Consider the following 24,650-nt stretch of genomic DNA (forward strand, 5'->3'; position numbering starts at 1 on the left):
TATTACTATGTATCCTAATTCTATTTCGTTTTTTCTAAGAATGGCTTGCCATTTTTTGAAGACTCTCTAATAAGGAAATCCCTATATTTTCATCATCATTTCTACCTAATTGATAATTTGCTAATACTACTGCGGCAACTTTCTTTTCTTTATCAATCCCTAAAAATGAACTAAAGCATCCTGTTCCACCACCATGCAAAATAACATTATTATTTTTCTTTAAAAGCATCCATCCAAGACCCATATCATACTTCTTTGTGCCATTTCCATGTTTTTTATGACAAAGAGACAAGTATGGTTTATCTTCGTCTATATTCATTTTCGCATATTTAAGTAAGTCATCAGCAGTCGTACTTATTGCACCTGCAGGTGATATAAGATTTTCTTTATTCCATCCCCAGTTTCCGCTATCAGTGTTTTTTCTGTCATAACCATGTAAATTATTATTCGATGTGCCTAAATAAGTATCGCTTAGCCCAAGCTCATTATGAAGAAAGTCATTCATTGTGTCCCAATATCCCCTACCTGATACAGTCCCCACCCCATACCCAATAAGTGATATACCGAAATTTGAATATTTCCATGAGTAATCCATTTATTTTAATTTATTGTTTTTAATTAACATTTTCATTTTGTTAAGATCCATATTTAATGGATTATTCTTATTCAAATCACCACCACCAGAAATCAAACCTAAAATTAGGTTAAAATATTCCCGTTTGTTTAATGGCAATCTTGCTGAATATCCAGAAGAGTGAGTAGCAAGGCGAAGTAATGTAGGATAATACTAAGATAAAGTAAAAGTCTTTGTAATAGACCCAATTTCATAATGATATTTTTTTGATGAATCAACTTCACCGTTTTCATTATAAATTTTTATTTCAGAATTATTGTCTGTTAAATAACCAACAGTTAATTTTATATGTTTTTTTCCTTTGCAAGTCCTTTTAATTAATCGTAATGTTTCATCACTGATCTCAAACATAATGATCGCTCCCCCTACATTTCAAATAATGTATATATATTCTCTAATTTAAATTTGCCCATCCGATTTATTTTCCCTATTAACTGCTTGAATTCTTCGTCTCTCAAACTCCTTCATTACTCTCGCTTGTAATTCATTGTTATCTTCATCTATTTTTATGTTACCCTCTTCTTCAAATCCGTCGTGCTCTTGACCGTCAAAACTATATAGTTTCTTTAAAAGGCCCCACATTGTTTCCAATTCTTCAGTAGATAACTTGTTAAAAAGTTCTTCCAAAAAGAAGATTCCTTTTTCTGCAACAACAAGTAATACCTCTTTTCCGGTTTCAGTAATTTTTACGTTAATCGCACGTTTATCTTTCGTACTAGGAACCACGTTAACATAACCCTTGTTTTCCATAATTGTAATCAACTGCTTCACACTCTGTTTTGTGGTACCTAATTTTCTAGCAATATTATTCAAAGTAGTTTCATCTTCATCTAAATGCGCGATTGCCACCATTGCCATATACTGTCTGGATGTTAAAAGTTCAAGAAAGTTGTCACCTTTTACCTGAATTTTATTTGCTAAAGAAAATAAGGTACCGTAAGTTTGCTGCATTAAAAAAAGTTCTCTGTAAATATCCATATTCAGCCTCCACTTTAGTCAATATACTGTCTAAATTTATAATATCACGTTTTCTATTTTAGTCAATATACTGTCTAATTTAATTTATCTTGAGATAATCGTTCCTTTAGTTCAATAAGAAAAAGACTGCCTTAATTAGTTAATTCGGTAAATTGTTATTTTATGCATTAACATAGATACAATGTCAAATGTCTATGAGTTATGTGCTATAATTATTTTCTAATACATAAATAACCACTTTCTTGAAAGTTATTGAAATAATGAAGTATGACTTGAAACCATCTCTTTCTACAAATTGATGTGAACTTCGAAATTGGTGTGGTTGTTATTTTCGTATTCGTACTCTTATCATTCTTTAGTGCAATCATTATTACCAAAAAACTAAAAATTCAGTTACATCCTGATAACTGCACACCAAAAGCCAAAGATACGTTGAATTAAATACTACAAATTAATTAAAATAGCTCTGACATTTTTATAGTGTCTGAGTTCTTTTATTATAATAATATACTTACCTTGTAACACATATTACGTAAACAAGGACTCTTAAATCTTTTATCTGTGCTTGTATTTAAATTAAAGCAGTTTTAATAATGTCTATTATGTTGAAAAAATACTATTTTATAGTTCGGGAGAGAACAGAATGATGAAGGTTGGATTAAATAAAGGTTATGACTATATTGAGCTATGGAAAGAATCCATGATCGATCATAATGGAAATATACCGAAGAGATTAGTAGATGATGTGGCAGAGGAAGCCTTCTGGTCTTCTATGTTGGAGAGAAAAACACGGTATATATCAGATCCTTATGCACAAGACGTGCAACGAGAACTCCTCCCTCTTTTAAATAGTGATGATCATGTATTGGAAATCGGCCCTGGATGGGGTAATTATACCTTTTCAATCGCTGATAAGGTTCAGAAGCTTACATGTATAGACAGTTCTAAAAGTATTGTGCAATTTTTGGAGTCACAGGCTGTTGTTAAAGGTTTGGATAACATAGAACTGATTTACGATAAGTGGGAAAGCGAAAAAGCGAGTAAAAAATATGATGTAGTGTTTGGATTCAATTGTTACTACCGTATGTATGATATAGGGAAAGCATTATTAAAAATGAATGAGTCAGCAAACCGTCTAGTTATTGCAGGAATGACAACAGGTCCAGAAAAGCCTCACTACATGGAACTACATCAAATGGGATATAACATCAATTTAAGACGCAGAGATTATATTCATATTTTGAATGTTCTACACCAGCTTGGAATTTTGGCAAACTGTAAGATGGTGAAATTACAAAGTAGAAAAAGCTACTCTTCTTATGAGGAATTGATTCGTGATAACACCACAAAGATTTTAGATCAGCACTATAATGTAAAAGAAATGGAGACGGTTATTAATAAATATGTATCAGAAAAAGAGGGTACATATGAGTACGTATATCCGTTTCATGCTGCTTTAATATATTGGAATCCGGTAAATTGCAAAATCAACAAATAAAGTTCTAAATTCAAGTTCAAAGACATATGCCAATCTATCGAAAGGTACAACAGCTGTTGCTTTACATGCAAAAACGCATGACATTTTTACGTGTCATGCGTTTTTTGAGAAGTCGTAATATATTATTTCCGCCAAAAATTCGTATATTCTGCTTTATCCTGAATATTAAATTCTATCATTTTCTCAAGCAATTCGTAATTTACCGGCCCATTCCATGGAATTCGAAACAAGCCTTTGGTAGCGCTGTAGCCAGCTTGTACAATATCATCAGCAAAGTGCGCAATTCCAAATTCTTCGGGTGAAACGCTCAAATGATGCTTCGCTGTGGAAAAACCGATGATAAATGTGCCATGATCAGTAAACATTGGCGTATTCCATTTGATTTGAGGTTCCAAATTCGGGAATTTATTAGTAATCCACAACAAAATTTCCTCTGTACGATCGCGGTGGTCGGGGTTATCGATACCCGCTAAATATTTCGCAAAAACTTCCATGTCTGCCTCCTCGATATGATGCTATTTCCTATAAAAACTCGTATTATTAGTTTTTTCTTTCATTTTATATTCAATAAACATCTTTAGCAATTCGTAATATATTAGATAATCTCTTACAATCTTATCACAAATGTTAGAGTGTCTTCTAACTCTCATCACTTTTGAGATAGCTCGAAAAAAAACTTTTATTTGCATATTTGATTCTGTAATATATATAAGGGCACCCCCAAAAAAAGAAAGAGGTGCATAATTATTATGTTTGGTATAATTCATTATGAAGTATTTTTATTAACAGGTATTTTGTTAAACTTAATTCCTGGTGCAGACACGATGTATATAGTTGGGCGCAGTATGTCACAAGGCAGAAAAGCTGGTGTATATTCTGTTTTAGGTATTATTAGCGGTTCTTTGATTCACACGTTATTCGTTGCATTTGGTTTATCAATGATACTTGTAAAATCTATTTTCTTATTTAATACTATTAAGATTATTGGTGTAATCTATTTAATGTATTTAGGGATTCGTATGCTACTTGATAAGTCCAATGTTACGTTTCAGGCAGCTTCGAACGACAAGCTAAATATACGAAAACTATACGTACAGGGACTTTTGACGAGTCTAACAAATCCAAAAGTATCCTTATTTTTTATAGCGTTTCTTCCACAATTTATAGATACAAAGGCTTCAGGACCCGTTCCATTTCTCATCCTGGGATTGACCTTTACATTCACCGGACTAATATGGTGTTTAATAGTTGCTTATTTTTCTTCTTATGTAACAAAAAAACTAAGAGGAAACCAAAAAGTAGGAATGGTTTTAAACAAAATTACAGGAATGATTTTTATCGGTATGGGGATTAAGCTACTGCAAACAAAAGCTCCTAACTAAACATTCAATAAATAACAATGCCCCCTATTTATATTTGAATTTAAATTAAAAAATGCCCTTCAGATTTACTTCTGAAGGGCTTCTGTTTCTTTTCCTATAAATATTCAATAATCCAGCTTAATTCGTAATGTTCCCTGTGGGTTCATATGCTTTGTTTTCAGATACACTGGGATAACAAACAATTATTAGATTAACACCCAGTATAAGTTATTCGATATCAATTGTTGAATGTTAATAAAAATACTCTATCATTTCTGTGGAGAAGACTGCCTAAAAATATTCTTTCAGATAGAATTTTTTATCAAGCGTGTTGATTTGAATAAAATAGGATGAATATTCTTTAGTAATCTTACTTTCAAAGTGCTTGTATCTCATGGTTTATTGATTGTAGCGGAGGATTGCTCGACTCCCGCGGGAAAAGCGTGGCAGCTGAGACCCTGCACGTAGCGTTTAAGGAACGGAGTCTAAGAACGCCACGTCCTGTGGCAACGACTCCGTGACCAACATCCTGTTGCCCCGAAGCGGCTCAGCGTACGCCCGCAGGAAAGCGAGCAATCCGAAGCGGGTATTGGTTAATCATCCAAACTAGATAATCAACACACATGATTTTTTTATATTTTTTTTAAAGATGTTGATACCATTGAGAGGCAGCATCTACTTCGTCAATCGATAATCGATGCCCTTTATTTCCCCAATGAAGTTCTACACTTGCGTTTGCAGATTCTAATAATGATTGTAATTCAGTTGATTCTTCAGGTGCACAAATTGGATCGTTTGTACCAGCAGCGATAAATACAGATTTCCCTGATAAATCAGGAAGCTTGATTCCTCTTCTTGGAATCATTGGATGATGTAATATCGCACCTTTTAATGCATTTTGATAATGAAATAACAAACTAGCAGCTATATTGGCTCCATTTGAGTAGCCAATTGCTATTATATTATTCCTATCAAAGCTATATTGTTCAGCTGCTTCGTCAAGAAAATCATTTAATTGTTTTGTGCGAAAAATAAGATCCTCTTCATCAAATATTCCTTCACTTATTCTTCGGAAAAAACGAGGCATTCCATTCTCTAAAACGTTACCTCTTACACCCAATACGGAAGCTGTGGGATCTATTCTCTCTGCAATAGGTAATAGATCTAATTCATCTCCACCGGTACCATGAAGAAGTAAGAGTGTTGGTTTTTTTGAATCTTGTCCTTTTTTGAATATATGTTTCATGATTTTCCCTCCAGTAAATGACTCTTACAGAATATATTCTTCTAACACTTATCTATGATTAGTTAATCTAATTCTTTAACTTTAATCGGTATCAAGCTTTGTTCCAGTTGTTTTCTAAATGGTTCATACTGAACAGGTAACATTAACTTTTCACCCATTGTATCGAGTGTTTCATCATGTGCGAATCCTGGGGGATCTGTAGCAATCTCAAATAGAATTTCACCAGGTTCTCTAAAATAAATAGCTTTGAAATAATTACGATCTTTCACTTCTGTTACATGCCGTCCATGTTCTGATACATGAGTTTGCCATTCCATTTGATCGTTATCATCTTTTGCTCTCCATGCGATGTGATGAACTGTTCCAACACCAATTACACCTTTGATACTTGATATCTTTTTCAAATCTATTATATTCCCAATATCTGCAGAAGATCGGAAACGGATAAATTCGCCCTCTTCACCAATAACTTCAAGCCCCAAGACCTTTTCTAATAAGTCTGCTGTTTTGTTGGGGTGAGTAGAAAATAGAGTTGCCCCACCGAATCCTTTAATCGCTACTTCTGGTGTAACGTCACCATACGCCCATTGATTATTCTCGCCTTCTTGTCTTTCTACAATTTCCAAATGGAGCCCGTGAGGATCATCAAATGATAAATATTGTTCACCAAAGCGTTCTTTTTTTGTAAAGTTAACATTAAATTTCGCTAATCGCTTTTCCCAAAAAGCCATGGCTCCATTAGGAACAACATAAGTAGTAACCCCTACTTGACCATCTCCTATAATACCTGGAAGTGCATCAGCCCAAGGGAAAAATGTAATGATAGTCCCTGGTTTTCCACCCTCATTACCAAAATAAAGGTGATAAGTTTCAGGATCATCAAAATTTACCGTTTTTTTCACTAAACGCAGACCTAAAACCCCTGCATAGAAGTCTAAATTTTCTTGAGGATGACCGACGATTGCTGTAATATGGTGAATTCCCATTGTTTTTTTCATTTCTATTCCTCCTATTAATTTGTCTATATGAAAGTAACAAATTCATTAACGGGTTTACGATATCCGCGTGGTCTTCTACTTTCTATTTTTTCTTTCCCTATGGTAATCATTAATACAACTTCATATTGGTCGCTAATATCCAAAATGTCCTTTATCTCTTCAGGATTGAAACCAATCATTGGGCAAGTATCCCAACCTTTCTCCTTAGCAGCCATCATAAACATCATTGCTGACAATGAAGCATTTCTTATGGCTTCCTCTTTTTGAAATTCTTCTCCTCTTGATTCATAAAAAGAAACAGTATCATTAACCATGAAATCATATTCCTGCTTACTTACAATCCCTAGCAATTCTAGACCCTCATAAATTTCAGGTGCCTGGCGATATGCCTCTTTATCACCTAGAACAATAATTACTGCAGATGATGAAGCTACTTTATATTGACCATTTGCAGCCTTTCTTATTTTTTCTTTTATAGTTGGATCGATAATTGTTACATATTTTGAATGCTGAAGGTTAAATGCTGAAGGTGCAAGTTTAACTAATTCAAAGATTTCATTTAATTCTTCTAACTTTATTGGATGGCCTGCTTGAAAATTACTAGCAGAACGTCTTTCTTTTACAAGTTGAATAAAATCCGTCATCTAATTCATGCTCCTCTATAATTATCTTAAATAATGTGTTTTAGAAAAATAAAGCATCAAGACTATAAGCGCCAGGTCCAATCAAAGCTATACCGATAGCAATCGCAAGTATCGTAAGGTTATATTCGTAACCATTAGATGTTGCCCATAAACCATTTGCCCCGTGCACCTTAATTATTGCCATTACCATAGTTCCAGCAATCAAAATTCCGCCAATTGGTGTTAAAAGTCCTGTAGCAAATAGAATTCCTCCAACCAGTTCTCCTAGTCCTGCAAAAATAGCCATAGCTATTCCAGGTTTCATACCGATTGATTCAAACCATCCTCCGGTTCCTTTTATTCCATAACCTCCAAACCAACCAAACAACTTTTGTGCACCGTGACCAATAAATAACAACCCAATAACTAAGCGGATTATTAATAAACCTATATTCATCATATTTAATTCCTCCTAATTTATCTTGAATTCGAGATATTAGTTTAAAAAATTTTATAAAGACCAAAACTTATTAAACTTTACTTCCGTTTAATATCTTCAATTAATTTATCTTGAATTCGAGATAATCATATTACATATAATTCACATTGTCAATGTTTTTTATTCACTTCTGGCTACGAATTATATAAATAATGTATATAAAAAGCTTTCTAAGCCTCTACTTCGTATTGGTCAAAGTTGAATTCTTCTCTAAGAATGCACTGTAATTCTTAACAAAACAAAAAATGTACACCACTAAAATTTATTTTAGTAATGTACATTTCCATAATATATGCAACATTATAAACAAGTAATGATGAAATCAAAATCATGTACAATTACTTGTCTGTAATATTACAGAGTATAATACCTACTCTACAAATTCTAGCTCTTTTAAAACAACCTCTAATTAAGCTTTAGAAATATCAATAAATCCTTCTCCGAACACATCACGAACATCGTGAATAGCGATGAAAGCGTTTGGATCAGTAGATTGAACAATCCTTTTCAACTTTATTACTTCTTGCTTACTTATTACTATATAAAGAATTTCCTTAGGGGTTTTTGTGTAATAACCATGACCCGAGTATACGGTTACCCCTCTGTCCATTGAAGTAGTCACCTGTTTGGCAATGTCATTTGAATTATCAGAAATAATTGTAACGGCCTTCTTCGGATTCAAGCCTTCGATTACAAATTCCATCACTTTCGTTCCTACATATAGCATAATAATTGTCAACATCAGCTTTTCTGCACCAATGATAAAATAAGATGAAAAAGCAACTATTAAATCAAAAAACAATAGACCATAGCTCATGCTCCATCCTAAACACTTATGTGCTATCCTTGCTAAGATGGTAGTACCTGCTGTTGTACCGCCAACCCGAATGATTAGACCAATCCCGCACCCTACAAATATTCCTCCAAAAATAGCATTTACCATCAATTCATCAGAAGCAATGTTCCAGCCTTCTGTCAGATGAAGAAAAAGCGAGTTAGTAACTACAGCAATAATCGTATAAATCATTGTAATCTTACTCATGAATTTATAACCAATTATTAACAAAAATGCATTCAGAATTAAGTTGACTAATCCTGGTGACCACTTAAATAAATAGTAAGTAATAATCGTGATACCAGTTACTCCGCCTTCACCAAGTTCGTTCGGAATAACAAATAAATTAACACCTAGCGCAAAAAGAAATGCACCAATAATGATAAAAATAATGTCTGTGGTTCTTTTTTTCATACAATACCTCACTAATTATAAAAATATTTTCTTAGGCACAAACTCTCACCATTATATCGTGGAACATTGAAATCGAACAATAGCCTGTTTTATTTTTAATATAGGTTTCTAATCAAAATGTATTACAAACTAACATTCTCCCTTTAAAAAGTTAAATATACAATATAAATCCTTTAAACTTGATTTAGTAGTGTGTGAAAAAATAAAAAGGGCAGATGTAATCTTTTTCATATAAAATATATGGTATTAACAATGCAAAAGGAGATGGGACCATCGAACAAAGAAATACTCGCATAGGACTTTAACGCTACCGCATCGATAATTGTGAGGACTATCAGAGTTACAATCAAACTCAATCTATTTGAAGGTGCATTATACTAGAATAAAGGGGAAAAATACGAATGGCAGAAATAATGGATTGGAAAAATAGTGCTCGCGGGCATAAATTTATAGCTTCTTTTAGCGGAGGAAAGGATAGTGTCTTAGCTCTGTATAAAGCAACGAAAGTGGGAGAAGCGGTTGGACTGATCGTAATGCTGGAGGATGAAGGGAAACGTTCCAGATCCCATGGAATGTCTCTGGAATTCATACGTGCACAAGCTAAATCTATAGGGTTGCCCGTATATACAGCAGCTGCAAGTTGGGCAGATTATGAAAAAGTATTTATGCGCCTTTTAGACAAAGCAAAAAAGCAAGGTGCAGAAGTATTAGTAACTGGAGACTTAGATATGCCTGCTCATGGCTGTTGGCATGAACAGGTCACGAAGAATGCTGGATTAAAGCTTGGAATGCCTCTATGGGAAATGAACCACTATGAAGCTGTCGAAGAGTTCATAAATCTAGGTTTTGTTACGATTATTGTAACTGTTAACTTATCACTTGGCATGCGAGAAGACGATTTAGGGCGAACGTTAACCCATGAATTCGTGAAAGAGCTTGAAGCTCGTGATATTGACCCTTGTGGAGAAGGTGGAGAGTTCCATACCACAGTAATAGATGGGCCCATTTTTAAACGTCCTATCCCAGTTCGTAAATGTGAGATTATCAAAGACGGTGATTATGCTTTTTTACCTTTGGAACTAGATCAGATGGCGGGTATGGATACCTATTAATACAGAATTCCGATAAACTTTCATATCAGATTGAAAACAAACAATACAATGGAAAAGGTCTTTCTAGCGGATATCATGCGCACTGTTGAAACAAACAGAAAGCAAATCCTGTTTTTATCTGGAGGTATCTTTAATATTGTTACCGATTAGATTAAAAGAGGAGCGAGGGAATCTACCCGGGCACTCTCTTCAAAAATCTACCAGTTTACTCCATACAGGACAACAAATACCGGGATATTAGAAAATTCATGATACAACTGTCCTATCTATATTCGACGTATATAATAAAGAAACCGACACAATTTATAGTGTCGGTTGATTAATTAATGACGTTTGAGGCAGCACTTCTACTTCACTCTATTGTCGTTTCTTTGTTTTTTTATTGTTTAACTTTTCTGTTGCCGTTAATGGCTCATTTGCAAATTCCTGATTAAATTCTCTTGATTGTTGACTACGAGTCGCTTGTTTATCACTGAAATCTTTTCCCAATTGCTTACTTACTTTTTGGACTTTATTCAAGTTTTTCACCTCCATAAGTATAGGTTTTGCAAATTCTTATGAAGTATTCAACAACCATCAGAAAACAGAAGGTACTGAAAAATGTATAAATACAAATATTAATTATATAAATCTGCTTTCTGCATGATGTGGAATTAGCCTTGTTTTCACTTTTGAATTACTTATCGTAACCTGTTTTTTAACACAATTAATTATTCGTTGTTTTTTGCTTTCTTCGTTGAATTAAGAAAATCAGACATATCACAAATCCTGCAATTCCTGTTCCGATTGGATACATAAATGGAAAGAAAATCGTTGGGTAAAACGTTAAGATATCAGAATAATACCCCATCATCATACGATCTGTTCCTGAAGCATTAATTAATCGCACTGCAATTGGATTTTCTCCCCTTTGTTTATACGAAATATGTTCTTCAGTTATCTTACCATTTTTTTCAATCCAAATAATCTTCCATCGTCGATCTTCCATTGGTGTATCGTCATCCGTGAGTCGTTGGACAATAGCAATCTTTTTATTGACTGTTAAAATATCTAACCACGAAAAATAGCGACTCCCACGTTTTCGATTTGATAACCAAATTTCATTCGCTGGAGTTACTTCTTTCCCTTCCACAAACAGATGGAGCTTTACAATATCACCAGCTTCTACACCTTCTTCTTTATCCCATGGTGTTAAGCTTCCTTTTTTTCCAGTAGGTTCCTCTACGATTCTAATATTTAATCCGTTTACTTCGATATTTTGTGCATCAATAATTGTTGAAAACCCTTGATCATCTTTATATGCATGATTGATTGAATACTGACTATCAATCATCCACTTCGTCAATACCTCACGTACCATATAAAATAACGGTAGTGCAGAGACAGCAAATAAAATTAAACCGATAATAAAAATACTTCTACGTTTCATGTCATCTCCTCCAATAATAATATTATTTTTGAAATAACCTCACCCAAAAAGAAGATTTTTTTTATGAAATTCTCTCATACCTCTATTCTGAATAATATTGTTTGATTTGGTTTATAAGTTCATATTTTTTCGTTGTTTTCATTATTTTCATTAGTTGTAAATCCACATTTCCCTGATTCTATCTCTACATGGATTTATTAATTATCTGGAAAAAACATGTATCCATTGAAAAGTTAGGATCTACCTAATTCCACAATGGAATAGAAGACATTTCCCCCTTATGCTTTCTCTTTTCTCTATTCAAGCACTAATTTTTCCTGTTATGTATTATTACAATTTTATTATTAATGTTTGGTGGTGTTTCTTTATCTATCTTTTTCCCCTAATAATTTATAGAACATTAGAAATGCAGTACCAGCAAAACATAAGATTAAAATAATTAAAGTAAATGTATTATGAGGTAAAAACTTTAACGACCATAATGCCGTCATAATCGTAGCAAAAAATAATCTATCCGATTTAGTTTCTTGATCCATTTTTTTTAAATTAAAAATAATAATCAAGTATGCTATTGGTGGACTAATAATAGCAAAAAAAATTGACCACCCCTGTCTTAAATACCATGGTAATTTTTTATCTTCATAATCTTCCATAATTCCACTTCCCTAAAAATAATCAATACCAATTCTATTATTTTAACTTAAAAACAAAATAAGTTCCAATGAATGGAAAATCAGCTAGTAATTCAACCAATTTTGCAAGTATTCTAAAGTCAAAAGAGAGTGTGAAAATATTTTACACGAGTAAACCTTCAAAAGGTACAGCATACCATGATGAAATCACCAGATAATGAATTGACTTCCATTATTGAAGCTCGATCTATTGATGTACATAATCTAGGATAAATTAAAGACAAGTAAAAGGCAGGACTTTAGCTAAGAATAGCCAAGGTCCTACCTTTTTTACATTCATCTTATTTTAAACAATCTAAACCAAAAACTACTTTTATTCCCCTCGGTTGTTGCTAAAGTTTCTAATTCGGCAATCTTAGAATTTAATATACGAATTTCAGCAGTTAATGCATTAGTATTCGGTGCAGTTTCAGCTAACGTTGTTTGATGCCTTATCATTGTATCTATCTGTTCCTCCATGCGCTTAAACTCGGCACTTTTTTGGGGATGTTCGATTGCTTTTAAAGCCCTATCCTGCTTGGTTTCTAAGTCTTTTATAGCACCGTTTTGCGCACTTATTAGCGACTTTAATTCTTGGTTTTCACCTTTTAGCGCTACCATTTCGTTCGTTAATAATTCTAATATCTGATAAAACTCGTTACTATTGATTTCATTTGGTAATGCGCTTGGTGATTCGCTTTGGCGCTCTGCGATTGGTTGAAGTACGCTAGATGGCGCAAAGTCAGCACTCGAAACCTTCTCTACTGCATCTTTTAATGCTAAACCATGCTCATTTTTTAGAGCTAGCATAGCGCTAAGTATATTAACATCATGATCACTATACTGACGCTGCTTATTTGCATTCTTTTTAAACTCATATCCCACATGCTCTAACAGTTGTGCATATGATCTTAAGGATCCCGTGGAAATATTGAGTATGTCAGCGACTTCACCAGATTGGAAATACTTCATTTGGCAATCTCCTCCCGTTTAATTACTACTATTTCTACCAATTATATTGAGCGTAAACATGTACTTCTTTTATACACTGAGTTAATAGGATTAATAGTTTTGTATTGCATAGAGCTATAAAGACCGGGATTTATTAATTTATTATAAGGAAATAACTCGTTCGTAAATACATTTTGTTCAGTAAATCTTCTTCTAATTTCTTTATACCTACTTCTTTGGAGGTTTACCTACGCTTTTCTTAATTTATTTTCTTATTATCTTTACTTAGAACCTGAATTTCATAAGAACCAGGAAATGATTTGTTAATTTCTTTATATTTGAGAAATTCATTTATGTGTTTTTCAATGCGTTTTCCAACCTCTTTAGCATTATTATCAGTGCTGTTTATTGCTGTATTAATAATAATCGGATTCTGATCATCTATTATAGTAGTTGATGTAACCTTTAAATCTTTTATTTCTTTTAACCCTTGATTTATAGACGGCATCACTTTCATTTCCCAATCACGTTTTAAATTTGAATTAAATCGTATAGGAATATCTGTAACATTGATTCCTTTTTCTTTAGCTAATTTTAAAAATTCTTTGTGAAAATTGTTCACTTCATTCGGATTAATAATTTCTTTTCCATTCTTTACCACTAAGTCCAATTGTACAATGCGTCCATCTGTAGCTGAATATCTAGTTCCTAACATAACAACATCTATATTATGAGTTTTTTTCATTTTCTCAACTATTTCATTATTAATCTTTATTTCATTATCTTGTCGTTTTGTCGGATTCGTTTTAGACCAATAAGCAAGAACATTCACTTTATAATCCGTATATTTTTTTGTTTTCAAAACTTCTTCAATATTACTTTGAAGGTCATCTTTTAAATAATTAAAATTTTTCTTAGAATACGGTCTAATCACCAGATTGACCTCTTTTTTTGCACGAGAAATGGTTAGATCATAACCATTTGGATAGCCTTTTTTCTTAAATACCTTTTTATTGATGGAAGATTCAATGGCATTTTCTAATTTGATCGTTTCATAATAGGAAATAATATTATTTGAACTCTCTTTAGCTAAGGCGTGATTATCAGATATTTCCATAGTCTTATTTGATGTACAGACTGCTACAAAAAACAATATACTGAGTAAAGCAAACAACATTGATATTTTTTTCAAAAAATCAACCCCTTTGATAATTTACATTTTTATGCATTATTGTTAATTGTAACATATCACTTAACTATTTTGTCTACTACAATCAGTAGAGTATGGATATACAAACAAAAACGCATTCAGTTTCATGCGTTTTTTATTTCGATCTTATTTTATTTTGGAAATCAAGAATTTATAGAATTACACCTGAAAAATCCCCTTTTAAGACTTCTATTTCATTCTGATTTTTACATAAAAAAGACGTATAAATAGCAGTTCGATTTTTATTTTCTTGCCATTCGTATTTTTCTATTTTCACTTCACATATAATTGTATCCCCGGTAAACACAGGTCTTAAAAACTCAAAATTCATATTACGAGCAAGCACGTTATTATCCCCACCTACTTTTGTTGGAAGAGTTGCCGTTAATAGTCCTTGAATAACAAGTCGCCCCTGCTCATCTAGGGTTCTATGGTGAATCCCTTCATCACCTGAGATTTCTGTAAATAATTTAACATCACTTACTGTAAATGTCCGTTCGAACGAAATAATATCTCCTACTTTTAAGGACATATAAATCTCCCTCTCTTAAAGGTGTTATTAAAAATCTAACCATTTTAAATTGTTAAGTGATTAAATCTTGAGCTTTCCAATCCTTTGGCATTATGTTTTTATCCAACCATTCTTTTTGTGGCACTTGGTATGGGGCGGCAGCAATTAAATGATTATTGTACCAGCTTGCTGCTCCAGAGCGAATCATTTCATCTAACAGGGTTTGTATAAATTCTTCAGGTTGACGCTGGAAGGAGTAACGTGCAAAATCTTGGAACCAACCACAGTTTAGTAGATAATCATCTATTTCTTCTTTTGCCATTCCGTTTTTCATGATTAATGTAAATGAAAAAATCCTTTTTAGGGCATGCCATGAAATTTTTTCTGGAGTCTTAAGCCACTTTTCAAATCGTTTCCTTGCTGCATCAATAGAAGCAGTAGGATTATCTATTTGAGGTCCATGTCCTGAATATGCTTTTTGAATCGGAAGCGTGGACAACCGATCCAAACTTTCTAGTGAACGTTGGATAGATGAAACACCTTCTCGGAAGGTATTTAACCACCCGATATCGCTTTTGTGAAAGAGATCTCCACAAATTAAGATTTCCTCTTCTGGGTTATATAAAGAAATATGTCCTAAGGTATGTCCTGGTGTGTGCAACACTTTCAAAGTTCTGCTTCCTGCATGAATCTCATCGTTATCCGATAGTTTTCTATCAACTCGATAAGGTTCTACAGGTTGATCTAACCACTGTGCACTACAAGATTCAGGGTCACAAGAATTAATTAATTCTGCGTCCCATTTATGAGCAGCAATTGGGACACCATAATTTTTTTGAAGATGATAATTGCCACCTACATGATCACTATGATAGTGTGTGTTCACTATAAGGTGTAATTCTTCTGGTGAAACGCATAATCCTTAACTAATTGCTCTGTATCTTTCACATCACTTCCAAAACCAGTATCAATAAGAATCGGGCGCTGATCTTTTATTAGAATCATGTTTGCACTTGGAAATTGCCTTTCAAAGAAAATAATATTGGACTTCTTAATAAGCTATTCCTCCTAAAAAGTTATGAACTAAACAATTAAGATTGAACGTTCAATTATTATTTTTTTAACGGTTTGAAAGATTATAAAAAAATTTCTTTGAACTCTATTAATATTGTTTTATCTCTAATTCGATATAGTAATTGATTATTCCTTCTTAAACTAAACTGCTAGTTATTTTAAGTACATTTCTCCACATACTTTTCCCTTTAGCTTATTCCTCTTCATTCCCTTGAATTTCGTTGTTTTTTTGCTGGACTATACAGCTGATAAATATGTTATAGCTATTCGAATTTAACGAAGAGTTACCGTTTAACGTCTCACTATTTTGAGTACACCACTGTTGAAATGTTTAGGAATGCATAATAAAAGCCTTAAGGGGAAAAATGTATGATAAGGCAGGACAGATATATGATATAGTAAAAATAGTAAAATACTATTTTTTAATTTTAAATATGGTGCTATTCAATTGGTAAAGCACTATGTGTCATTTTATGGGGAATGATAAGAATTTTCATTTCCGCCTCTAATGTAAGGGTGGTTTAAATAAAGAAAGGAGATTTCTATGTCTCAAACTGAAATGAATAAACCAACACATGAAGAACAGCATTTTATGGCATCTGATCTAATTCGTGATATTGTAATCGGTATGGCCGATGGATTGACAGTTCCGTTTGCACTCGCTGCCGGATTATCAGGTAGCATCTCGAATGCAAGTTTAGTTGTCGTTGCAGGCGTAGCAGAAATTGCTGCGGGGTCAATTGCAATGGGACTTGGCGGTTACCTTGCTGCACGGACGGACGAGGAGCACTATGCATCTGAACTGGATCGGGAAAGAAGAGAGATTGTGGAATTGCCGGATCGGGAACGAGAAGAAGTAGCTGAAATATTACGTGAATGGAATCTACCTGAATCCGCAATCGATGAGGCAGTTGCTGCAATGAGTAAAGATCCTGAAAAATGGGCAGATTTCATGATGAAATACGAACTTGGACTTGAGAAGCCAGAACCAAAGCGTGCATTAACGAGCTCCATTACAATTGGTGGATCTTATATAGTTGGTGGTCTCATTCCTTTGTTCCCCTATATGATCATCCCAAATGCTAACTCTGCCCTACTTCTTTCCGTAATTATGACACTCATTGCCTTGTTTATTTTCGGATTTGTAAAAGGACAGTTTACTGGTGCTAAGCCGTTTAAGAGTGCTTTTCAAACGACATTGGTCGGTGGCTTAGCAGCAGGTATCGCCTTTTTAATTGCAAGATTAATTTCTTAACTTTTTCACAAATAAAACGATACTTAAATCAGGACACGTGCGGCTTTATTTCTTACGTGTTCTTTTTTTCGTGCATGAAAGGTTCAATGGCTAACCACTGTATTAGACTGATGATGATGCGTGTTTGAAAAGTATTTTGTCTGAAAATGAGAAACTAGAAAGCAGAAAAGAATTACAATTCTAGTTGCCATACTATTATTAATAGTTTCACTGTATAATAAAATGTAAATATTTTGATATTTATCATGTAAAAAAGAAAGATTATTATACATAAAATAAAGTATCCTGAATCTCGCTTGTTCGAAACTTATGAAATTAAGTAGCATGTATAGCAATTATTATCAAAAAATCTTTCGAAATATCCTCTAAACTTTGTAAGTGAGGTGAGCAATATGTATGGCAAAGTAACAAGGGACGTTATTTCATTTATAGAACAAAATTTATTAGAAGAATGGCAATTGGGAGATTACGCTAATCGAATAGGTTATTCAAAATTCCATTTAACTAGATTGTTTAAACAAGAGACTGGATTGACTGTTGGAGAATATATTCGCAAACGTCGATTAGCAATGGCAGCAAAGTACTTGTTGTATTCTGATTTGCCTATTATTCAGATATCTTTTGATTTACAATTCCAATCGCAAGAAGCCTTTACTCGTTCTTTTAAAGAGCTGTACAAAATGCCACCTGGAAAATATCGAAAATTAATGCAAACACTTCAAAGAACGGAGGAAGACATTATGTGTGCAGAAACAAAAATTAAAGGGTGGATTTTAAGTGGTTCGCATCCTGATTTTTATGAGATGAAAACTGATAAAGAAATATTTCATACAGGAACGCAGTCTGGATATTTGGCATCCGCATATGAAACTAAAGAAGGACAATTTGCAACAATGATGCAAAGTTTTTCAGCAGAAAATTGGCTAGGTAAGAGGATAAAACTGTCTTGTTTCTTAAAAACTGAAAATGTTGCGAAATGCGGTGCTTGGTGCCGTGTAGATAATGTTGCAGGTGATCCTATTCAATTTGATAATATGGAAAGTCGTTCAATCACAGGAACAACACATTGGAATTATTATTCAATTGTTTTAGATGTGCCGAAAAACAGTTCATCTTCAATACATTTTGGTGTTTTGCTAATAGGACAAGGAAAAGTATGGGCAGATGGTTTTGTTTTAGAAGAAGTGGATTTAACGGTTTCATCAACTAATATGTTAACGTCCGAAAATTTGCCTAAGGAGCCACTTAATTTAGGGTTTGATGAGATTTAATAATTTGTGATTCTCCTATCATTTTTTACAAACTAAAAATTGAGGAGGAACACATGTTTTGAAATCAAATCAAATAATCATAAAGCAGTATTATATTCATTAATGGCCGTATGTATTTTTGCGCTTATTCCTTTAGGGAAGCTTTTCTATTCGAATACAATCGGCAGTGTTATAAAGAATTTTATTCAAAACATTTTCTAAAGTAAATAATTCTATCACTTGCTTCGAATAAAAAGATTAATAATTAACAACATAGTCTTAAGTAGTAAATAAAATTGTTTGTCCCTTACGATGTTATTATTGCAATACAGAATGTTTATTTTTCCATGACTAAGCATTCTCTTAAAAAAAGTTGAGAAAAACCTCGTACTTTAGTTACGAGATTTTTCTTATTTGTTTACTGAAAAATCACATTTAATGAATTAAAAATAATGAAACTACAAATGCCCACCGAAATTAGGAACGGTGGCATTAATAATCGTGGATAAAATCTTTTAAGGCTTAACATATCGTAAGAAGCACTTATCTTCATAGAATTCTATTACTATTATCAGTCATTTTCACTTAAAATTTTGTTTTTAATCAAATTTGAACAAAGATAACCTACAATTTACTCCCTCCTTGTTAATTTATTTAAATCTTCATTTTCAACTAGTTCAGCAACTAAATCCAAAGGACTTTCCGTAATTTTGTATGCTCATAATCCTTATATAAAAATCATTTATTCTTTATCTATTGGAGAATGAATATGATTCTCATATGTATCAACATACATATTTCCATTACCGGACAGGACTGCATATAATACATCATCTTGAACTAAGTTACGTTTCTTTAATTCCAAATGTAACCATGATTCCGTTAAGTTATTCTGTTCTAGATTTTCCTTTATTACCTCTCCATCCATAATAAGTTCAATTGGTAAATTAAATTCAGGAGTTATCGGTATCATTAAATCTTGTCTAGTTACATTTCTGAATTGAGGCTTTTTTAAGACTGTTAACGTCCCATTTGTCTCTATAATCGCAAACAGTACCTCTTCAATATTAAAGACGTCCTTTTCCCTTAACTGTTGATTTAAATAATCTAACGTATAACGCATCTTATTCATATTTTTCTCTAGTATTTTTCCGTTTTGAATAACAACCGTAGGGTCACCAGCTAAAAACTTTCTGCCTTTTCTACTTTTTAAAGAAATGAGAGCAATCGTAAAAATTATAATGACATAAATGACAAGTGCTATGATAATATGATGTGCTTTTATCGATGTATTAAAGGCTAAGTTCGCAGCAATGGCTCCTAATGAAATGGTTGCAACAAAATCAAACATCGTCATTTGAGAGATCGTTTGTTTACCTAGTATTCGCGTGCCTATTAATAACAGTCCAAAAGAAGCTATTGACCTCAAAATAACCTCAAAATGTTCAGGCATTTCAACACCTCATTTAACTTTTATCTTTTACTAATAGACTTTACTATTTCTCCCTTTCTAAACCTTTATTTTAAGGATAGGCTCTTAATAATCTTGGTACGGGTACGGTTTAAAATGGAACCTTACTCGTTTCATGGTTAGAACCTGTTAGATCAGCTTCTGAAAAGCCAGAAACTGATACGGTTTAGTCGCCTGCAGCCATAGCTGTATTAAATTCAATTGTTCCAGATTTTTTTCAGCGAATTTCATTTCTTTAACAGATGTTAAACAGGTCTACGTTTCGCTTCTAATACTGCTTTATTCGTATCAACAGCTTGGTTAAAGTAACTTTTAAATTTTTTGCGTTATTCGCACTTTCCTTTCCAATAGGATACATTAAAAAAAATGCTTAAACTCTTTCGCATCAAGGATTTAAGACTATATTTAAAAAGATGATTTACCATGGTTAATAGCATTTTGGGGAACAATTGCACTGCTCCATAATTCTATTCAACAATTTCAAAAAAATCTAAAAGTGAATTACGTTATCATTACATCTATTTATCATTATCCTGTAAAAAGACAATAAAGTTATTTAATTTTAAAACTTAAAACAAGCATAACCCCCTTCTAAATATTTGGGACAGGGTTAAAATATAGTTGTCTTATTTTCGATATAAGATACTTCACTTTACTTAAAAATATAACAATAAAAAAATTGCGCCCGATTATTGAATAGTGAAAATACTGAAAAGATCTAAAAATGTCTTCTTATAAATTTAATTAATATAACTTCCAAAATGCTCCATTAATCTGTTTCATTCGTAAAAAAACAAAAAAATAAAACGTTTATTTTTCTTAACTCAACGTTTCCGAGAGTTACCACTTGAAATATATTTAGCTATTTATCATAAAAAAGTTTCCGATAATCGAGAAGTAATAATCGCTTCTATAAAAGCTGCTATGAACAATAATGGAATGACAACGAAAATGTAACTTCTTAAAGATTGCATTAATAATTTCCCTATTGGTTCTGAACCTTTCTTTTTACGAAAGAATATTTTTGTTAAAATGTTTTTGTTTATGAAGTTCCCTATTGCTACACTATAAATAAATGCTGTAAGTTCAAAGATGGCATGGGGTAAAAAACTAATAACAAATGCATTTATCACATTGTGTCCCATTGCAGATAGCCCACCAAACACCACACCAATAACACTAAATTGAAAAATTGTAAAGAAGGATGACAAACGATAAAAAGGGATTATTCCTAATAAAACTGTGATTGTTCCTACTTTCAGATTGTTCCAAAAAATCAACAGTAGGTTTTGTACATCTGATAGTTTACTTATTTCTTTACTAGATATTTCAGCTATATTGTTAGCTATACTTTCGGCAATTGCTTCTGTTTGTTTTATAAAGAAATCAGCCATAGAAAAAGATAATATGAAACAAACGGTTACAATAATAATCGAAGAAATAAATGTCCACCTAAAACTTTTTTGATAACATTTCTTATAAATCTCAAATTCTTTCAAATAGACTTTTTTCATTTTTTAATCCTCGGTTTCTTCCTGATTATTTAAGTAGTCTCGTATTATCCATCTTAAAATCAAACTAATTAAAATCAGGTAGCCAATCAACTTCGGATATGTGATTGAAATTATAGAATTTTGTATTAATAATGCGCCTATAAATAAAACGATAATAGTAAACCAATAGATGAGATTTCCTGCAAATAAAGCATTATACCTTGTACGTTGGTCATGCTGAAGATTGACCTTATTCCAATAACCTTTTCTATGAATATCTAGACCAAATACAATCAATTGAATTGTTGCTAAAATAGCAATGATTAATGTTAATTTAGAGTGTGAAATAAAGAAATAACTAATAAACAAAAACAGTGGGATCCCTATACGCAAAATAAAATTCGTTCGATAAGATACATTCATATTATTCTTCTCCTTCAATCCAAAATAATTTTTCAAGCGAACATTCTAAAACAGTTGCTAATTTAAGTGCAGTACCTATAGATGGTTCATATCGTTGTTTTTCAATCGCTATAATCGTTTGTCTAGTAACAGAGATACTTTCAGCTAATTGGTCCTGTGTTATCCCCTTTTCTTTTCTAAATTCTTTCACTGAATTTCGTACACCATGCTTCATGAATTACATCCTTCCCAAAATGTAACGTACACGTTACATAATATGATAGTATACAGTTTAAAATGTAATGTCAACGTTACATTTTAATTTTTACCAATTTTTAGTTCGAAATAACCTAACTATTTGATACTAAAAAAATCAGCACCTAATATGTATGGGACCGACTTTTTTTGTAAATATTCAATTAATCCCATATTTTAAATGTATTTTTTACAACGCTAAACATTTTTTACAGAGTATTCGTATCTTTAAAACTGTTGCTCAATTATATGGCCCTTTAGCTAAAGAAGGCACAATTCTTTTTCAAGAATTGCGCCCGATTGTTGAAGATACTTTTCCAACTATAGCTCCTATTAAATGAATAAGATGTTAATTGAACATTAAACTTTTTTACTCGATTATTTCTTATGCATTATAAATTGTGATTTGCTGTATTTAAAACCGTTCTTCTCGTAGAATGGTAATAACTTTTCTTCACAAAACAAACTGATTACATCGATATGTGATAGCTCATCTAACAATTTTGATACCAGTTTTGTTCCTATACCTTCCTCTCTATAGGAATTATGTATAACTACGTCTTCAATATACGCTCTAAACTTTCCGTCTGAAACAGCTCTTGCGAAACCAATAAGGGTATCGTCTTTCCACGCACCTACGGATTTTACTTTTAGTAGCATATCTTCAATATCCTGTTGTTTTCTTTCCTCCCACCAACCTACATTTTGATACAACTTAATTAAATCATTCGCTTTAATCTTTTTATCAGTATTACTTAAAATTACTATATTCAAGTATTAACCCCCAAAAATCCTTTTACATAATTTTACTGAATTTAAAACAGTATGTCTTTATTTCATTTTCGTTTAATTAATTTTTTCAATACAACCCTGTATTCAACAATCTGGCCCTTAAATGAAAAATGAGCGCTTATCCTTTTTTGAACTGCACCCCAAATGTTAGACACGAATCTAACACTTGGAGGTGCCTTTTTTATGGCAAGAATTACTCTCGAACAAAAATTAGATGCGATTTTTCGTTATGAAAACGGAGAAGAAAGCCTTACTTCTATTGCTAAATCACTCAATTTAACTAATACTGAAACCCTTCATTTTTGGATTAAAAAATATCAATATCATGGACCAGAATCTTTTAAAAAAGGCTATACACGTTATACTTTTGAAGATAAACTATACATACTCAATTATATGAACGAGAACGGGTTGTCTTCTTTAGAGACTGCAGTACAGTTTAATTTACCTACTCCAGGAACAATTAGAAAATGGCGAATTAGTCTTGGAAATGAAAGTATAGACTCCCTAGTTCTTAAGAAAAAGGGGCATACAAAGTTGGAGAAAGACAACCAAAAAGAAGCTAAGAAACAGATCTTCGAAGAAGGTTCTATAGAGGCATTACAAGCAGAGAATGAACGTTTACGTATGGAGAATGCATTTCTAAAAAAGTTGAATGCCTTAGTTCAAGAAAAGGAAACATTAAAACGAAAGACAAGGCGCAAGTAGTCTATGAACTAAGGAATCAATTTAGTGTGAAAGAGTTAAGAAAGCTAGCAGGAATCAAACGTAGCACTTATTATTACTGGACAAGTCGCTTTGACCGACCTGATAAATATGCCGAAATGAAATCGATGATTTCTACTATATATCACGACCATAAGGGAAGATATGGTTATCGTCGAATAACGCTAGAATTACGTAATCAAGGCTTCCAGATCAATCATAAAACCGTTCAACGGCTTATGAAGGAATTGGGTTTAAAATCTCTTGTACGCTTGAAAAAATATCGTTCTTACAAAGGAAATGTAGGTAAAATCGCACCAAACATTCTTAAACGTGATTTCGTTGCGACAAAACCAAATGAAAAGTGGGTAACGGACGTAACAGAATTTCATTTATTTGGTGAGAGATTATATCTTTCCCCTGTACTAGATTTATTTAATGGTGAGATTATCGCCTATAATATTCAAAGCCGTCCTACATATGAACTTGTTTCAAACATGTTAGACAAAGCTTTTATTTGCTTATCCGAAGGAGATGCCCCTGTCTTACATTCGGATCAGGGGTGGCATTATCAAATGAAACAATACTCTTATGCATTAAAACAAAATGGTATTACCCAAAGTATGTCTCGTAAAGGTAACTGTTTAGATAATGCAGTAATTGAAAATTTCTTTGGACTATTAAAATCTGAATTATTATTTATACAAGAATTTGAGAATATGGTTCACTTCAAGCGTGAGCTTGAACTGTATATCGAATACTACAACCACAAACGTATTAAAGGAAAATTAAAAGGATTGAGTCCGGTACAATACCGAATTCAATCCACTATAGCTGCTTAACTTAATATAATGTCTAACTTTTTGGGGTCACTTCATTTTTCAAGGATAGCGCCCTTTAATTGAGTAATTGTAATATGTTCCTACTTCTAAGGCTGTTTATATTTTTTAATATTTTCAGGTTAATATTTCTCATTTTTAATT

General features: G+C 32.6%; 27 protein-coding genes. 6 read left to right on the forward strand and 21 right to left on the reverse strand.

Annotation, left to right across the window (positions count from 1 at the left end):
• Positions 1 to 34: 34 nt before the first annotated feature.
• The 3 genes from Q8X41_RS04475 to Q8X41_RS04485 all read right to left on the reverse strand — a co-directional run bounded on the left by Q8X41_RS04475 (position 35) and on the right by Q8X41_RS04485 (position 1,612).
• On the reverse strand, positions 35 to 595 hold the full coding sequence (locus tag Q8X41_RS04475) for a serine hydrolase domain-containing protein (RefSeq protein ID WP_397539058.1): 561 nt from the start codon (positions 593 to 595) through the stop codon (positions 35 to 37).
• 192 nt (positions 596 to 787) lie between these two features.
• Entirely contained in the window at positions 788 to 985 is a 198-nt protein-coding gene (locus tag Q8X41_RS04480) for a hypothetical protein (protein WP_397539059.1), read from the reverse strand.
• 48 nt (positions 986 to 1,033) lie between these two features.
• Positions 1,034 to 1,612, reverse strand: coding sequence for a MarR family winged helix-turn-helix transcriptional regulator (locus Q8X41_RS04485; protein ID WP_397539060.1), 579 nt, complete (start codon positions 1,610 to 1,612; stop codon positions 1,034 to 1,036).
• Positions 1,613 to 2,255: 643 nt separating this feature from the next.
• Here Q8X41_RS04485 and Q8X41_RS04490 point away from each other — a divergent pair.
• On the forward strand, positions 2,256 to 3,110 hold the full coding sequence (locus tag Q8X41_RS04490; RefSeq protein WP_397539061.1) for a methyltransferase domain-containing protein: 855 nt from the start codon (positions 2,256 to 2,258) through the stop codon (positions 3,108 to 3,110).
• 122 nt (positions 3,111 to 3,232) lie between these two features.
• Here the strand turns inward: Q8X41_RS04490 and Q8X41_RS04495 are convergent, their stop codons facing one another.
• Positions 3,233 to 3,604, reverse strand: coding sequence for an iron chaperone (locus Q8X41_RS04495; RefSeq protein ID WP_397539062.1), 372 nt, complete (start codon positions 3,602 to 3,604; stop codon positions 3,233 to 3,235).
• Between the two features lie 255 nt (positions 3,605 to 3,859).
• Here Q8X41_RS04495 and Q8X41_RS04500 point away from each other — a divergent pair, with 255 nt between their 5' ends.
• Positions 3,860 to 4,492: a LysE family translocator gene (locus Q8X41_RS04500; protein ID WP_397539063.1), complete on the forward strand. Its 633-nt coding sequence runs from the start codon at positions 3,860 to 3,862 to the stop codon at positions 4,490 to 4,492.
• 622 nt (positions 4,493 to 5,114) lie between these two features.
• On the opposite strand, the gene Q8X41_RS04505 is transcribed toward Q8X41_RS04500, so the two are convergent.
• The 5 genes from Q8X41_RS04505 to Q8X41_RS04525 all read right to left on the reverse strand — a co-directional run bounded on the left by Q8X41_RS04505 (position 5,115) and on the right by Q8X41_RS04525 (position 9,086).
• A complete protein-coding gene (locus tag Q8X41_RS04505; protein WP_397539064.1) occupies positions 5,115 to 5,717 on the reverse strand; it encodes an alpha/beta hydrolase in 603 nt (200 codons plus the stop codon).
• A 62-nt stretch (positions 5,718 to 5,779) separates the two neighbouring features.
• Positions 5,780 to 6,715, reverse strand: a complete 936-nt coding sequence (locus tag Q8X41_RS04510) for a ring-cleaving dioxygenase (RefSeq protein WP_397539065.1) — start codon at positions 6,713 to 6,715, stop codon at positions 5,780 to 5,782.
• A gap of 23 nt (positions 6,716 to 6,738) precedes the next feature.
• A complete protein-coding gene (locus tag Q8X41_RS04515; RefSeq protein WP_397539066.1) occupies positions 6,739 to 7,359 on the reverse strand; it encodes a nitroreductase family protein in 621 nt (206 codons plus the stop codon).
• A gap of 40 nt (positions 7,360 to 7,399) precedes the next feature.
• A complete protein-coding gene (locus tag Q8X41_RS04520; RefSeq protein ID WP_397539067.1) occupies positions 7,400 to 7,798 on the reverse strand; it encodes a DoxX family protein in 399 nt (132 codons plus the stop codon).
• 448 nt (positions 7,799 to 8,246) lie between these two features.
• Positions 8,247 to 9,086, reverse strand: coding sequence for a YitT family protein (locus Q8X41_RS04525; protein WP_397539068.1), 840 nt, complete (start codon positions 9,084 to 9,086; stop codon positions 8,247 to 8,249).
• Between the two features lie 401 nt (positions 9,087 to 9,487).
• On the opposite strand from Q8X41_RS04525, the gene Q8X41_RS04530 reads away from it, so the two are divergent.
• Positions 9,488 to 10,198, forward strand: coding sequence for a diphthine--ammonia ligase (locus tag Q8X41_RS04530; protein WP_397539069.1), 711 nt, complete (start codon positions 9,488 to 9,490; stop codon positions 10,196 to 10,198).
• Positions 10,199 to 10,555: 357 nt separating this feature from the next.
• Here the strand turns inward: Q8X41_RS04530 and sspO are convergent, their stop codons facing one another.
• The 7 genes from sspO to Q8X41_RS04565 form a co-directional block, all read right to left on the reverse strand.
• Entirely contained in the window at positions 10,556 to 10,717 is a 162-nt protein-coding gene (gene sspO / locus Q8X41_RS04535; protein ID WP_397539070.1) for a small acid-soluble spore protein O, read from the reverse strand.
• Positions 10,718 to 10,904: 187 nt separating this feature from the next.
• Complete coding sequence (locus Q8X41_RS04540; protein ID WP_397539071.1) at positions 10,905 to 11,627, reverse strand: hypothetical protein; 723 nt, start codon at positions 11,625 to 11,627, stop codon at positions 10,905 to 10,907.
• Between the two features lie 365 nt (positions 11,628 to 11,992).
• Complete coding sequence (locus Q8X41_RS04545; RefSeq protein ID WP_397539072.1) at positions 11,993 to 12,280, reverse strand: hypothetical protein; 288 nt, start codon at positions 12,278 to 12,280, stop codon at positions 11,993 to 11,995.
• Between the two features lie 315 nt (positions 12,281 to 12,595).
• Entirely contained in the window at positions 12,596 to 13,270 is a 675-nt protein-coding gene (locus Q8X41_RS04550; RefSeq protein ID WP_397539073.1) for a MerR family transcriptional regulator, read from the reverse strand.
• 238 nt (positions 13,271 to 13,508) lie between these two features.
• Complete coding sequence (locus Q8X41_RS04555; RefSeq protein WP_397539074.1) at positions 13,509 to 14,441, reverse strand: DUF4030 domain-containing protein; 933 nt, start codon at positions 14,439 to 14,441, stop codon at positions 13,509 to 13,511.
• Between the two features lie 169 nt (positions 14,442 to 14,610).
• Positions 14,611 to 14,991: a hotdog domain-containing protein gene (locus tag Q8X41_RS04560; protein ID WP_397539076.1), complete on the reverse strand. Its 381-nt coding sequence runs from the start codon at positions 14,989 to 14,991 to the stop codon at positions 14,611 to 14,613.
• Positions 14,992 to 15,043: 52 nt separating this feature from the next.
• Entirely contained in the window at positions 15,044 to 15,856 is an 813-nt protein-coding gene (locus Q8X41_RS04565) for an MBL fold metallo-hydrolase (protein ID WP_397539077.1), read from the reverse strand.
• Positions 15,857 to 16,588: 732 nt separating this feature from the next.
• On the opposite strand from Q8X41_RS04565, the gene Q8X41_RS04570 reads away from it, so the two are divergent.
• Positions 16,589 to 17,299: a VIT1/CCC1 transporter family protein gene (locus tag Q8X41_RS04570; RefSeq protein ID WP_397539078.1), complete on the forward strand. Its 711-nt coding sequence runs from the start codon at positions 16,589 to 16,591 to the stop codon at positions 17,297 to 17,299.
• A 392-nt stretch (positions 17,300 to 17,691) separates the two neighbouring features.
• The gene (locus Q8X41_RS04575) at positions 17,692 to 18,570 is read left to right on the forward strand and encodes a helix-turn-helix transcriptional regulator (RefSeq protein WP_397539079.1); all 879 of its coding nucleotides are present in this window, start codon (positions 17,692 to 17,694) and stop codon (positions 18,568 to 18,570) included.
• Positions 18,571 to 19,291: 721 nt separating this feature from the next.
• On the opposite strand, the gene Q8X41_RS04580 is transcribed toward Q8X41_RS04575, so the two are convergent.
• From Q8X41_RS04580 to Q8X41_RS04600, 5 genes are all read right to left on the reverse strand, one after another.
• Complete coding sequence (locus Q8X41_RS04580) at positions 19,292 to 20,002, reverse strand: DUF421 domain-containing protein (protein ID WP_397539080.1); 711 nt, start codon at positions 20,000 to 20,002, stop codon at positions 19,292 to 19,294.
• Positions 20,003 to 20,889: 887 nt separating this feature from the next.
• Positions 20,890 to 21,534: a stage II sporulation protein M gene (locus Q8X41_RS04585; RefSeq protein WP_397539081.1), complete on the reverse strand. Its 645-nt coding sequence runs from the start codon at positions 21,532 to 21,534 to the stop codon at positions 20,890 to 20,892.
• Positions 21,535 to 21,537: 3 nt separating this feature from the next.
• Positions 21,538 to 21,936: a hypothetical protein gene (locus Q8X41_RS04590; RefSeq protein WP_397539082.1), complete on the reverse strand. Its 399-nt coding sequence runs from the start codon at positions 21,934 to 21,936 to the stop codon at positions 21,538 to 21,540.
• 1 nt (position 21,937) lies between these two features.
• The gene (locus Q8X41_RS04595; RefSeq protein ID WP_063575037.1) at positions 21,938 to 22,150 is read right to left on the reverse strand and encodes a helix-turn-helix transcriptional regulator; all 213 of its coding nucleotides are present in this window, start codon (positions 22,148 to 22,150) and stop codon (positions 21,938 to 21,940) included.
• Positions 22,151 to 22,548: 398 nt separating this feature from the next.
• Positions 22,549 to 22,944 (reverse strand): GNAT family N-acetyltransferase, encoded by a 396-nt coding sequence (locus Q8X41_RS04600; protein ID WP_397539083.1) that lies wholly within the window; start codon positions 22,942 to 22,944, stop codon positions 22,549 to 22,551.
• Positions 22,945 to 23,145: 201 nt separating this feature from the next.
• Here Q8X41_RS04600 and Q8X41_RS04605 point away from each other — a divergent pair.
• Positions 23,146 to 24,509, forward strand: a protein-coding gene (locus Q8X41_RS04605) for an IS3 family transposase (protein WP_397539084.1) whose coding sequence is annotated in 2 segments (ribosomal slippage) — positions 23,146 to 23,605 and positions 23,605 to 24,509 — 1,365 coding nt in all. Because the reading frame shifts where the segments join, the coding sequence is not laid out codon by codon here.
• The last annotated feature ends 141 nt before the right edge of the window (positions 24,510 to 24,650 follow it).

The sequence above is a fragment of the Rummeliibacillus pycnus genome, from assembly GCF_044359855.1.
GTDB classification, from domain to species: Bacteria; Bacillota; Bacilli; order Bacillales_A; family Planococcaceae; genus Rummeliibacillus; species Rummeliibacillus pycnus_A.